The organism is Nonomuraea montanisoli (genome assembly GCF_013363975.1).
Taxonomy (GTDB): Bacteria; Actinomycetota; Actinomycetes; order Streptosporangiales; family Streptosporangiaceae; genus Nonomuraea; species Nonomuraea montanisoli.
On record NZ_JABWGN010000017.1, the window covers coordinates 88,292 to 100,968 of the forward strand.

The window sequence follows — 12,677 nt, forward strand, 5'->3', positions numbered from 1 at the left end:
ACGTCGCCCGCCGGGACGGATCGCGCCCCGTCCCGGCGGGCGACCGCGACCGCGACCGCGACCGGAGCCGGCCCGTCCGCGCGCCTGGCCAGGGGAGGACGTCCATGCAGCCGTTCGCCGGGCGCGCGGCCGTGGCCGGGGTCGGGATGACCGCCCTGACCCGCGAGTCCGGCCGCACGGTGCTGGACCAGGCGCTGGAGGCGTGCCGCGCCGCCTGCGCCGACGCGGGCCTCCTGCCCGCCGAGGTGGACGCCGTCCTCAGCTACCACATGAACGACTCGGTGCCCGTCGTGCAGGTGGCCCGCGCGCTCGGGATCGAGCGCCTCGGCTGGCACAACGACATCGCCGGCGGCGGCACGCAGGCCGCCTCGATCCTCGGCGACGCCGCGATGCTCGTCCACGCCGGGCTGGCCCGCAACGTCCTCGTCTACCGGGCGCTCAACGGCCGCTCCGGGCGGCGCATGAACACCGTCTCCACCGGCCCGCAGGAGCGCTTCACCTACGGCATGGCCGGGCCGATCCCGATGTTCGCGCTGGCCGCCACCCGCTACCTGTACGACACCGGCCTCACCGAGGAGCACCTGCACGCGGTCGTCGCCCAGTCGCGCGCCAACGCCAAGACCAACCCCCGGGCGCTGCGGCGGGGGCCGATGGAGCTCGACGACTACCTGGCCAGGCCGTACGTCTGCACGCCGCTGCGCACCGCCGACTGCTGCCAGGAGACCGACGGCGCGTGCGCGCTGCTGGTCAGCGGCGTGCTCGATGGTCCGCGCGTGCGGGCCGTGGTGCGCGGGGGCGGGCCCGGCTGCTCGGCGATGGACCGGGCGCCCGACGTCACCGACGTCTTCTCGGCGTACGTGGCGCCCATGCTGTGGGAGGCGTCGGGCATGCGCCCCTCGGACGTGGACGCGGCCCTGCCCTACGACGCGTACTCGTGGCTGGTGCCCAGGCAACTGGAGGACTTCGGCCTCGTGGAGCGGGCCGACCTCGGCGCGTACCTGCTGGAGCGCCGCCACGCGTGGGTCAACCCGCACGGCGGCCTGCTGTCGGAGGGGTACGTGCACGGCCTCAACAACGTGGCGCAGGCCGTGCGGGAGCTGCGCGCGGGCCGCGAGGCGGCGCTCGTCACGGGCTTCGGCGGCAGCTACGGAAGCGCCGCGATCCTCACCTCATGAAAAATCCTGAAATGCTCGGGGGCCTTCAGACATGAAGGGGATGTTCCACCATCCCCTGACACAGGAGGCCGACCATGGGGACCGCCCGTGGATGACGACCGGAGGACCCGGTTCGAGGCCGTTTACGAGCAGACGTACGAGCAGATCCTCGGATACGCGGCGCGCCGCTGCGACTCGCCGGAGGACGCCGCCGACGTGGTGTCCGAGACGTTCGCCATCGCCTGGCGCCGCACCGACGCGCTGCCGCCCGGCGACGAGGCCCGGCTGTGGCTGTACGGCGTCGCCCGCAACGTCCTGGCCAACCACCGCCGCGGCGCGGCCCGGTGGCGCCTGGTCGCGCTCGACGCCGACGTGGCCGACCTCTACGCCCCTTCGCCCGAGGGCAGCGTCGAGCTGAGCTCGATCGCCCGGGCCTTCAAGGAACTGCCCGACGGCGACCGGGAGCTGCTGTCGCTGGTCGCCTGGGAGGGGCTCGACCCCGGCCAGATCGCCAAGGTCCTGGACTGCTCCCGCAATGCCGTGCGCATCCGTCTCTACCGCGCCCGCAAGCGCTTCGCCAAGGCTCTGGCCGGCGCGGGCGTGTCCGCCAACCGCTTCGCCTTGGAGTCCGTATGAACGAGCTGACCGACCTCGCCCGCGTCCGTGACGACGAGCTGGCGGGCCGGGCGTCCGGCGCGGGGGCGCGGGCGCTGCTGGCCTCCGTCACGGCCGTGGACCCGGACGAGATCCCGCACGCGGTGCCCGCGCCGGGGAACCCGCGCAGGCGCCGCACCCGCCGCCTGCTCGCAGGGGCTCTCGCGACGGCCGCGCTCGCCGCCGCGGTCGTGCTCGGGCCCAGCTTCCTGGAGGACGGCTCGGGTCCGGCGACCTCCTACGCCAACTCGGCCATCGAGATCCGGCGGGAGGGCGACCAGTGGGTCGCCCGGATCCGCGACCCGCTCGCCGACCACGCCCTCTACACCGAGGGGTTCCGGGCGGTGGGGCTGGACGTGGAGCTCACGCTGGTGCCGGTCGCCCCCGACTCCGTGGGCACGCTCGTCAAGGCCGGCATGCGCGAAACAAAGCCGCCCGCCCCCGACGACGTCGTCGGCATCGGCGGTGAACTCGAACCCGCCGGCTGCACGCTCGGTCACGAGGACTGCGCGCTCACGATCCAGGTGGGCAAGGACTTGGCCGGCAAGGCCCAGCTCAGCCTGGGCCGTCCGGCCCGACCGGGGGAGCACTACGAGTCGTTCAGCGTGGCCACCCGCAAGGGGGGGATGCTGGCCGGGGTCCGCGTGGACGAGCGGCCGGTGCGCGAGGTCCTGGCGGAGGTGCACCGGCGCGGCCTCAAGGCGGTCTTCCAGATCATCGAGCCGAACCCGGGCGGCAATGGCTACGGCATGGATCCCAAGCGGCAGTCCGACCCCGTGGGCGGCGACTGGACCGTCTGGGAGGCGGTGGCGGACCAGCCGGGTGTCGTGCGCCTCCTGGTGTCCGAGAAGCGGATCGCCAATAACCCGCTCTACGGCGGCCCCAAGCCCCCGGAGGACACGAGCGAGTGATCAGGAGGCGGCGGTGAAGAGCGGGTGCAGCTCGCGCGCCCGCTCGGGCGACAGCAGGTCGCGGGCCGCCAGCCACGCCGCCGCCCCGGCCGCGTCGCCCGCCGTGGTCACCTCCCGGCCCGCCAGCAGTGCGCCCACCGCCTGCCGGACAGGCCCGTCGCTGGTGAGCACGCTCCCGGCCAGCACGGTCGGCCCGGACACGTGGACCCGCCCGACCGTGGCCACCAGGTGGCCGGCCGCCTCGCGGACGATCTCCACGGCCATCGGGTCGCCCGCCGCGGCGGCCCGGCTCACCAGCGCCGCCAGCGACGCGAGCCGCATGTGGTCGGCCTGGGCGAGCCGCACGACGCGGTCGGCGTCGGCGCGCGTCGTGGCGCCCCGCCGGTCGCCCAGGAAGTCGTTCAGGACCAGCTCGACCAGCGCTCCCTCGCGCGTGCCGCGGTCGAGGGCCGCGACCACGGCCTTGGCGGCGGCGCGGCCGATCCAGAAGCCGGAGCCCGCGTCGCCCAGCAGCCAGCCGAGCCCGTCGGCGATGACCTCCAGCTCGTGGTCGGTGACGCGGGCGGCCACCGCGCCGGTGCCGGACAGCAGCAGCGAGCCGGACGGCTCCGGCGTGCCCGCCACGTACGCGATCACCACGTCGCCGGCGACCCGGGGCCCGGCGGCGACGCCGTGGTCGGCCCAGACCTTGGCCAGCTCGCCGGTCAGCTCCTCGACCTGACCGGCCACGCCGGCCAGGGAGGCCACCACGCGGGACGGGTCGATGCCGTCGAGCGCCTCGGCCAGGGCCTCGCCGATCGCCGCGACCGCCTTGCCGAGGCCGTGGGCGCTCGGATTGCCGGCTCCGGCCCGGCCGTAGCCGGCGCGGGACCCGTCCAGCGCGTGGACCGCCACCCGGGTGGAGGTGGCGCCGGCGTCGACCCCGATCACGAACGACTTGGTCACGGTCCGATTCTGGGGCTTGACTCGACCAGCAAGCAAGAATAATTTTCGCCAGAAGACCGGGTATTCGGAAGGAATATTCGTGACTTCAGGGGCCCTTGGGCGCGTCGAAACAGAACTACCCGGTTTGCCGGAGGCATTGCGCCGGGTCGGCGAGGTGATCCTGGGCGATCCCGCCGAGGCCGCGCGCTCGACGATCATCGCGCTCGCCGAGCGGGCGGGCAGCTCGCCCGCCACCGTGACGCGCTTCTGCCGCGCGTTCGGCTTCTCCGGCTACGCCGAGCTGCGGGTGGCGCTGGCCACCGAGACCGGCCGGGCCGCGCAGGCCGGATGGGGCGCGGGCGTGGGCCACGAGATCGGCCCGGACGACCCGCTCGACTCCGCCATCGAGGTCATGGCCGCCGCCGACGCCCGGCTCATCCAGGACACCGCCGCCCAGCTCGACTCCGAGACGGTCGCCCGTGTGGCCGACGCCGTGGTGGCCGCCCGCCGCGTGCTGCTCGTCGGCGTCTCCACCAGCGGCAACGTCGCCACCATGCTCGAAGGCCGGCTGCGCCGCATCGGCCTGCCGTGCTGGAGCGCGGGCGACGCGCACGTCGCGCTGTCCGACGCCGCGCTGCTCGGCGCGGGCGACGTCGCGATCGGCATCAGCCACCGGGGCCGCACGCGCGAGGTGATGGAGGCGCTGGCCGAGGCCGGCAGCCACGGCGCGACGACGGTCGCCGTCACCTCCTTCGCCCGCTCGCCGCTGGCCGAGCTGGCCGACCTCGTGCTCACGACGGCCAGCCGCGAGACCACGTTCCGGCTCGGCGGGCTGGCGGCCGTCCACTCACAGCTGTTCGTGCTGGACGCCGTGTACGTGGCGGTCGCCCAGCGCACCTACGAGCGCACCAACGAGGCGTTCGAGCGCACGATCAGCGCCGTGGAGAGCCACCGGGTGGAGAGAGGCTGAATGACGTACGCGACCAAGGCCCTGGAGCTCGCGCACCGGGTCGCCGAGAGCCAGGCGGAGCCCGTGGACCGGGCGGCGGGGCTGATCGTCGACGCGCTGTGGGCCGGCGGGGTGGTGAACGCCTTCGGGTCCGGGCACTCCGAGGCGATCGCCATGGAGATCGCCGGGCGCGCCGGCGGGCTGGTGCCCAGCAACCGGCTCTCGCCGCGCGACCTCGTCCTGTACGGCGGGGAGCCGCCCGGCGTCCTGACCTCCGAGCTGGAGCGCGACCCCGCGATCGCCCGGCGGATCTACGACCTCGCCCCGGTGGACCCGCGTGACGTGTTCGTGCTCGTCTCCAGCTCCGGCGTGAACGGCACGGTGGTGGAGCTGGCCACGATCGTCAAGGAGCGCGGCCACCCCCTGATCGCCATCACCTCGGTCGAGCACAGCACCCGGATGACCTCGCGCCACCCCTCCGGCCGCCGGCTGCTGGACCTGGCCGACGTCGTCCTCGACAACGGCTCGCCGTACGGCGACGCCGTCCTCGAACTGCCCGGCGGCGGCACGTACGGCGCCGTCTCCACGATCACCTCGGCGCTGCTCGCGCAGATGGTCGTCACCGAGGCGGTGGAGCGCCTGGCGGCCCTCGGCGAGACGCCGCCCATCTACCTGTCGGTCAACGTGACCGGCGGCGACGAGCACAACAAGGCCCTGGAGAGCCGCTACGCGGGGCGCATCAGACGCGGAGCCTGAAAGTCAGGAGAGCACCATCATGACCAACACCCCCCAGAACATCACCCGGCGCCAGCTCCTCCGGGGCGCCGCGCTGGTCCCCGTGGCCGGCGCGCTCGCCGCCTGCGCCACGCCGGCGTCCAAGGCGCCGGCCTCGTCCTCGGCCGCGCCGGTGGCCACCAGCGCCGCCAACCCCTTCGGCGTCGCGGCCGACAAGCCGCTGGAGGTCTGGATCTTCGACGGCGGCTTCGGCACCGCCTACGCCAAGGACATCCACCAGCCGCTGTTCAAAGCCAAGTACCCCAAGGCGCAGATCAAGATCGAGTCCACCAAGGAGATCACCAAGGTCCTGCAGCCGCGCTTCGCCGGCGGCAACCCGCCGGACGTCATCGACAACTCCGGCGCCAACGCCATGGACTTCGGCGCGCTCGCCCAGGACGGCCAGCTCCAGGACCTCGCCCCGCTGCTCGACGCGCCGAGCTGGGACGACCCCAACGTCAAGGTGCGCGACCTGCTCGACCCGGCCGTCGTCGAGATCGGCACCTACGACGGCAAGTTCGCGGTGCTCGGGTACGTCAACTACATCTTCGGCGTCTGGTACTCGCAGAAGGTCTTCCGCGACAACGGCTGGCAGGTGCCGAAGACCTGGGACGAGTTCCTCAAGCTCTGCGAGACGATCAAGAAGTCCGGCAAGATGGCGCCCTTCACCTACGCCGGCAAGTTCCCGCAGTACCTGTACGAGCCGCTGCTGACCATGGCCGCGAAGATCGGCGGGCCGGAGGTGCTCGTCAACATCGACAACCTGGAGGACGGCGCCTGGACCGCCGAGCCGATGAAGCAGTCGGCCGCCGCCTGGGCCGAGATCGGCGCGAAGTACCTCATGGAGGGCACCGCCGGCCTCGACCACGTCCAGACCCAGACCGCGCAGAACAAGTACAAGGTGGCCATGCTGCCCGCCGGGTCGTGGCTGGAGAACGAGCAGAAGACCACCACGCCCGCCGACTTCGAGTACGGCATGTTCCCGCTGCCCGACTTCACCGGCTCCGACAAGATGCCGTACGGCACCCTGCACACCTCGCCCGGCGAGAACTTCATCGTCCCGGCCAAGGGCGCCAACCCCCAGGCCGGCATGGAGTACCTGCGCGCCATGCTGTCGAAGAAGGCGGCCGGCGACTTCAGCGAGCTCGTCCGCACCGTCTCGGTCGTCAAGGGCGCGGGCGAGGGCCGGCAGCTGTCCCCGGGCGCGGCCAGCGCGTCCAAGGCCGTCACCGCCGCGGGCGCCAACACCGTCACCTACCGCTGGCAGACCTGGTACGGCCAGCTCAAGGACGAGGCCATCGCCGCCACCGGCGAGCTGATGACCGGCGGCCTCACCCCTGACAAGTACCTGGAGCGGCTGCAGAAGAAGGCCGACGAGATCAAGGGCGACTCCTCGATCAAGAAGTTCAAGCGCTGATGCTGTTCCAGCGCTACCGCCGCGGGCTGTTCATCACCGCCTTCCTCGCGGCCCCGGTGACGCTCTACCTGGTGTACGTCATCTCCCCGTACATCCAGGCGTTCTACATCGCGACGACCGACTGGCGCGGTGTGAGCGCCACGCCGAGCTTCATCGGGTTCGAGAACTTCACGAGGCTGTTCTCCGACGGGATCTTCTGGAAGGCGGTGCGGCACAACGCGGCGCTGCTCGTGCTGCTGCCGCTGCTGACGATCGTCATCGCGCTGTTCTTCGCCTTCCTGCTCAACGTGGGCGGCGGCAGCGGCGGCCGGGAAGGCGTCAGGGGCTCCAAGCTCTACCGGGTGATCTTCTTCTTCCCGCAGGTGCTGGCCGTCGCGGTGGTCGCGGTGCTGTTCCAGCAGGTGTTCCGGCCCGACGGCAGCGGCATGCTCAACGGGCCGCTCATGGCGCTCGGGATCGAGCCGATCGGGTTCCTGTCGAACCCGGGCGTCGCCTTCTGGTCGGTCCTCGGCGTCATGGTCTGGCAGGCCGTCGGGTTCTACGTGGTGCTCTTCTCCGCCGGCCTCGCCTCGATCCCGCGCGACATGTTCGAGGCGGCGCAGATCGACGGGGCCGGGCGGGGGAGCCTGTTCTTCCGCATCACGCTGCCGCTGCTGTGGGACACCGTGCAGGTGGCGTGGGTGTACCTCGGCATCCTGGCGCTCGACGTGTTCGCGATCGTGTGGGTCATGACCGACCAGCACGGCGGCCCGGACTTCTCGACGACCGTCATGGCGGCCGAGATCTACCGCAACGCGTTCTCGTACTTCCGCTTCGGCTACGCCTCCGCGCTCGGCGTCGTGATGTTCTTCTTCACCGTCGGCTTCGCGATCATCTCGCTGCGCCTGTCGAGGCGCGAACGAATCGAGTACTGATGACGACGACCATGACCTCGGGGACGGTCGCGACCTCGCGCGGGGAGGAGCGGCGCGAGCGCCGGCGGCGCCTCGGGCCGCTGGGCGTGCTGTCGCACATGGCGCTGCTGGTGTGGACCGTGCTCGTCGTGGTGCCGATCCTGTGGACGTTCCTCGCCTCGGTCAAGAGCGAGGACGAGATCTTCGGCGACGCCTGGTCGCTGCCGGAGACCCTGCACTGGGACAACTTCGCCCGGGCCTGGGAGCAGGCGCACATCGGGCAGTACACGCTCAACAGCGTCATCGTGGTGTCGTTCAGCACCCTCGGTACCATGCTGGTCGGCTCCATGGCCGCGTACGTGCTGGCCCGCTATCCGTTCCGTGGGAACCGGGCCTTCTACCTGCTGTTCGTCTCCGGTCTGGCCCTCCCCGTCTACCTGGCGCTGAGCCCGCTGTTCTTCGTGGTGCAGAACATGGGCAACGTGCCGGTGCTCGGGCCGTTCATCGGGCTCAACACCCACGCCGGGCTGATCCTCGTCTACATCGCGCACTCGATGCCGTTCACCGTGTTCTTCCTGGCGGCCTTCTTCCGCACCCTGCCCACGGCGGTCGGCGAGGCGGCCATGGTGGACGGCGCCTCGCACACGCGCGTGTTCTTCCAGATCATGCTGCCGATGGCCCGGCCCGGCATCGTGAGCGTCACCATCTTCAACGTGCTCGGCCAGTGGAACCAGTACCAGCTCCCGCTGGTGCTGCTCCAGGAGCGCGACAAGTGGGTGCTCACCCAGGGCATCGCCGACATCTCCACCGCCGCCGGCTACGACCAGGACTGGTCGGCGCTGTTCGCCGCCCTGACCCTGGCCATCCTGCCCATGCTGGTCGTCTACACGATCTTCCAGCGGCAGATCCAGGCCGGACTGACCGCCGGGGCGCTGAAGTGACCGGGTGACGCGGACGGGCCCGGGGCCCTCGCACGGCGGGCCCGGCGGGCCTAGGCTGCGCAGTGTGATCGCCGACATCCGCGCGCTCCTGGCCCGCCATCTGCCCGGCCACGAGATCCACTCCATCGTCCGGCTCGGCGAGGGCCTGGACAACGTCGTGTACGAGATCGACGGCGAGCTGATCGTCCGCGGCGCGAGGGTCGCCGACGGCGACGAGACCCGGCGCGAGACCGCCCTGCTCGCCGCCGTGCGCGCCATCTCCCCGCTGCCGGTGCCCGAGGTGGTCTTCAGCGACCCGGAGGCCGCCGTCATCGCCTACCGCAAGCTGCCCGGCCGGCCGGTCAACCTGCACCCGCTGCCCGACCCGATGCGGCTGGCCGAGCCGCTGGGCGCGTTCCTCAGCGCCCTGCACGCCGCCCCCGCCGACGGGCTGCGCGAGCTGGCGCCGCCCGACCTCTACCCCGCGCCCACGCTGCTCCAGGACGCCGGCCAGAACTACCGCGACGTCGAGGAGCACGTGCCGGAGGAGCAGCGCCCGCTGGTCGAGGCGTTCCTGCGCGCCGCGGTGCCCGCCGACACCGCCGTGCTGCGGTTCTGCCACAACGACCTCGGCGCCGAGCACCTGCTGGCCGACCCGGAGACCGGCCTGCTGACGGGCGTCCTCGACTGGACCGACGCGGCGTTCACCGACCCGGCCCACGACTTCGCCCGCGTCTACCGCGACTTCGGCCCCGAGGTGTTCGAGGCCACCGCCGCGCACTACGACGGCGGCCTCGGCGAGGACGACCGGGCGCGGGTGCGCTTCTACGCCCGGTGCGCCCTCATCGAGGACCTGGCCTACGGCCTGAGCACGGGCCCCCGCCACTACGCGGACGCCGCCCTGGCCAACCTGGTCCGCACGTTCAGCTGAGGGCCAGCTCCTCGCGCAGGCGGCGCGTGGCCGCCACCACGTTCGTCAGCGCCGCCTCGACCTGCTCGTACGTGCGCGTCTTCAGCCCGCAGTCCGGGTTCACCCAGAGCCGCCCGGCCGGCAGGGCCTTCAGCGCCTCACGCAGCAGCCGCTCGACCTCCTCGCCGCCCGGCACGCGCGGCGAGTGGATGTCGTACACCCCCGGCCCGAGCCCGCGCCCGAACCCGCCGACCGCCCCCAGGATCCGCCCGCCCGAGCGGGCCGACTCGACGGTGGTGACGTCGGCGTCCAGGCCGTCGATCGCGGCCAGGATCTGGTCGGCGTCCGAGTAGCACAGGTGCGTGTGGATCTGGGTGGCGGTGTCCGCGCCCGAGGTGGCCCGGCGGTACGCGGCGACGGACCACTCCAGGTAGTCGGCCTGCGCGGCGCGGCGCAGCGGCAGCAGCTCACGCAGCGCCGGCTCGTCCACCTGGATCACCGGCACCCCGGCCGCCTCCAGGTCGGACACCTCCTCCCGGATCGCCTCCGCCACCTGGAACACCACGTCGCGCAGCGGGAGGTCGTCCCGGACGAACGACCAGGCGACGATCGTGACCGGCCCCGTGAGCATGCCCTTGACCGGGCGGTCCGTCAGCGACTGGGCGTGGCGGGCCCACCGCACGGTGATCGGCCCGGGCCGGGAGACGTCGCCGTGCAGGATCGGCGGGCGCGTGCAGCGGCTGCCGTACGACTGGACCCAGCCGTCGCGGGTGACCGCGAAGCCGTCCAGGTGCTCGGCGAAGTACTGCACCATGTCGTTGCGCTCCGGCTCGCCGTGGACGAGCACGTCGAGGCCGAGCCGCTCCTGGGCGCGGACGGCCCGCTCGATCTCCGCCTCCACCAGCCGGTCGTACTCCCGCTCGGGCAGCGTCCCGGCCGCCACGGCCGCGCGGGCGGCGCGCAGCTCGCCGGTCTGCGGGAACGAGCCGATCGTGGTGACGGGCAGCGGCGGCAGCCCCAGCCGCTCGGCCTGGGCGGCGGCGCGCACCGCGTACGGCGCCCGCTCACCGGCCGGGACGGGCGCGGCCAGAGGCACCGACGCCGCCGCCGGTTCCGGGCCGTCCCAGGACGAGCGCGCCAGCTCCACCACCTCGGCGACCTTCTGCTCGGCGAAGGCCAGCCGCGCCCGCAGCGCCGGGTCGAGGTCCGGCTCGGCCGCCACGTCGTACGGGACGTGCAGCAGCGAGCACGACGTGCCGACCACCACGTGCGCGGCGTGCGCGCGGACCGTCCGCAGCGCGTGCGCGGCCCGCTCCGGCTCGGTGCGCCACACGTCGCGCCCGGACACCACGCCCGCCACCACGGTCTTGCCCGCCAGCGCCGCGACCCCGTCCAGGCCGCCGCGCACCAGGTCCACGCCGATCGCCTCCACGGGCGTGGCGGCCAGCACCGGCAGCGCCTCGCCCAGGTCGCCGTAGGGTGCGGCGACGAGCAGGCCGGGCCGCTCGGCGGCGCCGCCGAGCCGCTCGTACGCCTCCCGGACCGCGGCGAGCTCGGCCGGCCCGAGGTCGGTCACCAGCGCGGGCTCGTCGAGCTGCGCCCAGGCGACGCCCTCGGCGGCCAGCTCCGCGAGCAGCCGCTCGTAGCAGGCCAGCACGTCGCCGAGCCGGTCCAGCGCCGCCGCGCCGCGCTCCGACAGCAGCAGGAACGTCACCGGTCCGAGCACCACGGGGCGGGTCTCCAGACCCAGCGCGCGCGCCTGCCGCACCTCGCCGAGGGGCTTGGCGGCGTCGAGGGCGAAGGCCGTGTCGGGCCCGACCTCGGGCACGATGTAGTGGTAGTTCGTGTCGAACCACTTGGTCATCCGCAGCGGCGCGAGGCCGTCGGTGCCGCGGGCCATGGCGAAGTAGGGGTCCTCGGCGTCCAGGTACCTCTTTGGCACCGCCCCCAGCATCACGGCCGTGTCCAGCACGTGGTCGTAGAGGGAGAAGGTGTTGGACGGCAGCGCCTCCAGCCCCAGCTCGGCGAGCCGGAGCCAGGTCCGCTCCCGCAGCTCGGCCCCGGCGCGGTCCAGTTCCTCGCGGGTCGAGCGGCCGTCCCAGTACGCCTCCAGGGCGCGCTTCAGCTCCCGGCGCGGGCCGATCCGGGGATAGCCCAGCACGGTGGAGGCGGGGAAGGCGGGCGGCGTGGACATGCGTGCTCCCTGTGTGGTCGTGGCGCGATCGACGTGTGGCGTGGCGATCGGCGCGCGGCTTGATCAATGCCGGGAATCGTGCCCACTGCTCCGGGGTGGGTGCACCATGGATTCGTGACGCTTATGCTCCGGGAGATTCAGTGCTTCGCCCGCGTGGCGGACCGGCTCAGCTTCTCGCGGGCCGCCGCCGACCTCGGGATGTCGCAGCCCGCCATGAGTCAGGCGATCACCCGGCTGGAGCGGTCGTCCGGCCTCCGGCTCTTCGAGCGCAGCGCGCGGGCCGTCCGGCTCACGGCCGAGGGCAGGGCCCTGCTGCCGTACGCGGAGCAGGTGCTGGAGTCGGCGTCGGCCTTCTCCACGGAGGCTTCCCGGCTGGCCCGGCCGAGCATTCACCTGGCTTATCCACCGCTCGTCGGTTCGCTCGTCGCCCGGGTCGCCAGGAGGCTGGCCGCCCGCACCCCGCCTGTCGGCGTGGAGCTGCGCGTCGCCGACCGCGCCGAGGCGTCGGCCGCGCTGGCCCGGGGCGAGGTGTCGGCGGCGGTCCTCGTCGTCCCCGCGCCCGCGCCCCTGGTCACCGGGGCCCGCTTCCACGTGTCCGTGGACCATCTGGCCGTGCCCGCCGGGCACCCGCTCGCCGCCCGGCCCCGCGTCGAGCCGCGGGACCTGGCGGGCCGCACGGTGCTCGCGCCGGGCGGCCGGCCGTGGCCGGGGCTGCCGGGCCGCACCCGGGCGGCGCCCGGCGACGACTTCGCCGCGGCCCTCGACCTGGTCGCGGCCGGCGCGGGGCTGCTGCCGGCCCCGCAGCTCCTGGTGCGGGCCGTGCGCCGCGACGACGTGACGTTCGTCCCGCTGGCGGCCGGCGACCTGCGGATCACCTACGGGCTGGCCTGGTCGCGCGAGCGGGTCACGCCGGAGCTGATGGCGCTGGTGCAGGCGGTGCAGGACGCCCTGTGGACCCGCTGACCCCTTCGCGGCCC

The 12,677-nt window shown here is 73.5% G+C and carries 12 protein-coding genes; 10 read left to right on the plus strand and 2 right to left on the minus strand.

What is annotated here, in order from left to right:
• Window positions 1-104 precede the first annotated feature (104 nt).
• The 3 genes from HTZ77_RS36225 (at window position 105) to HTZ77_RS36235 (ending at window position 2,719) form a co-directional block, all read left to right on the plus strand.
• Window positions 105-1,175 (plus strand): thiolase C-terminal domain-containing protein, encoded by a 1,071-nt coding sequence (locus tag HTZ77_RS36225; RefSeq protein ID WP_175594265.1) that lies wholly within the window; start codon window positions 105-107, stop codon window positions 1,173-1,175.
• An 87-nt stretch (window positions 1,176-1,262) separates the two neighbouring features.
• Window positions 1,263-1,790, plus strand: a complete 528-nt coding sequence (locus HTZ77_RS36230) for an RNA polymerase sigma factor (protein ID WP_175594266.1) — start codon at window positions 1,263-1,265, stop codon at window positions 1,788-1,790.
• Window positions 1,787-2,719 (plus strand): hypothetical protein, encoded by a 933-nt coding sequence (locus HTZ77_RS36235; RefSeq protein ID WP_175594267.1) that lies wholly within the window; start codon window positions 1,787-1,789, stop codon window positions 2,717-2,719. Before HTZ77_RS36230 ends, HTZ77_RS36235 begins: the two co-directional genes overlap by 4 nt.
• On the opposite strand, the gene HTZ77_RS36240 is transcribed toward HTZ77_RS36235, so the two are convergent.
• On the minus strand, window positions 2,720-3,664 hold the full coding sequence (locus HTZ77_RS36240; protein ID WP_175594268.1) for an N-acetylglucosamine kinase: 945 nt from the start codon (window positions 3,662-3,664) through the stop codon (window positions 2,720-2,722).
• 79 nt (window positions 3,665-3,743) lie between these two features.
• On the opposite strand from HTZ77_RS36240, the gene HTZ77_RS36245 reads away from it, so the two are divergent.
• The 6 genes from HTZ77_RS36245 (at window position 3,744) to HTZ77_RS36270 (ending at window position 9,527) form a co-directional block, all read left to right on the plus strand.
• Window positions 3,744-4,613, plus strand: coding sequence for a MurR/RpiR family transcriptional regulator (locus tag HTZ77_RS36245; RefSeq protein ID WP_175594269.1), 870 nt, complete (start codon window positions 3,744-3,746; stop codon window positions 4,611-4,613).
• Window positions 4,614-5,348 (plus strand): sugar isomerase domain-containing protein, encoded by a 735-nt coding sequence (locus HTZ77_RS36250; protein WP_175594270.1) that lies wholly within the window; start codon window positions 4,614-4,616, stop codon window positions 5,346-5,348. It begins immediately after the preceding gene.
• A 19-nt stretch (window positions 5,349-5,367) separates the two neighbouring features.
• The gene (ngcE, locus tag HTZ77_RS36255; RefSeq protein ID WP_175594271.1) at window positions 5,368-6,783 is read left to right on the plus strand and encodes an N-acetylglucosamine/diacetylchitobiose ABC transporter substrate-binding protein; all 1,416 of its coding nucleotides are present in this window, start codon (window positions 5,368-5,370) and stop codon (window positions 6,781-6,783) included.
• Window positions 6,783-7,697 carry a carbohydrate ABC transporter permease gene (locus tag HTZ77_RS36260; RefSeq protein ID WP_175594272.1) on the plus strand — a complete coding sequence of 305 codons (915 nt, stop codon included), beginning with the start codon at window positions 6,783-6,785 and terminating at the stop codon, window positions 7,695-7,697. Before ngcE ends, HTZ77_RS36260 begins: the two co-directional genes overlap by 1 nt.
• Window positions 7,697-8,617 (plus strand): carbohydrate ABC transporter permease, encoded by a 921-nt coding sequence (locus tag HTZ77_RS36265; protein WP_235995662.1) that lies wholly within the window; start codon window positions 7,697-7,699, stop codon window positions 8,615-8,617. The genes HTZ77_RS36260 and HTZ77_RS36265 overlap by 1 nt, the downstream gene beginning before the upstream one ends.
• A gap of 64 nt (window positions 8,618-8,681) precedes the next feature.
• On the plus strand, window positions 8,682-9,527 hold the full coding sequence (locus HTZ77_RS36270; RefSeq protein WP_175594273.1) for a phosphotransferase family protein: 846 nt from the start codon (window positions 8,682-8,684) through the stop codon (window positions 9,525-9,527).
• Here HTZ77_RS36270 and metE read toward each other — a convergent pair.
• Complete coding sequence (gene metE, locus HTZ77_RS36275) at window positions 9,520-11,700, minus strand: 5-methyltetrahydropteroyltriglutamate--homocysteine S-methyltransferase (protein ID WP_175594274.1); 2,181 nt, start codon at window positions 11,698-11,700, stop codon at window positions 9,520-9,522. The two genes, HTZ77_RS36270 and metE, sit on opposite strands and share 8 nt — an antisense overlap.
• A 123-nt stretch (window positions 11,701-11,823) precedes the next feature.
• On the opposite strand from metE, the gene HTZ77_RS36280 reads away from it, so the two are divergent.
• Entirely contained in the window at window positions 11,824-12,663 is an 840-nt protein-coding gene (locus HTZ77_RS36280) for a LysR family transcriptional regulator (protein WP_235995679.1), read from the plus strand.
• Window positions 12,664-12,677 lie beyond the last annotated feature (14 nt).

Bases quoted from the DNA above. Each gene is read 5' to 3' on its own strand.
- HTZ77_RS36225 (WP_175594265.1), top strand. From the start codon at position 105: ATGCAGCCGTTCGCCGGGCGCGCGGCCGTGGCCGGGGTCGGGATGACC.
- HTZ77_RS36235 (WP_175594267.1), top strand. From the start codon at position 1,787: ATGAACGAGCTGACCGACCTCGCCCGCGTCCGTGACGACGAGCTGGCG.
- HTZ77_RS36250 (WP_175594270.1), top strand. From the start codon at position 4,614: ATGACGTACGCGACCAAGGCCCTGGAGCTCGCGCACCGGGTCGCCGAG.
- ngcE (WP_175594271.1), top strand. From the start codon at position 5,368: ATGACCAACACCCCCCAGAACATCACCCGGCGCCAGCTCCTCCGGGGC.
- HTZ77_RS36260 (WP_175594272.1), top strand. From the start codon at position 6,783: ATGCTGTTCCAGCGCTACCGCCGCGGGCTGTTCATCACCGCCTTCCTC.
- HTZ77_RS36265 (WP_235995662.1), top strand. From the start codon at position 7,697: ATGACGACGACCATGACCTCGGGGACGGTCGCGACCTCGCGCGGGGAG.
- metE (WP_175594274.1), bottom strand. From the start codon at position 11,700: ATGTCCACGCCGCCCGCCTTCCCCGCCTCCACCGTGCTGGGCTATCCC.
- HTZ77_RS36280 (WP_235995679.1), top strand. From the start codon at position 11,824: ATGCTCCGGGAGATTCAGTGCTTCGCCCGCGTGGCGGACCGGCTCAGC.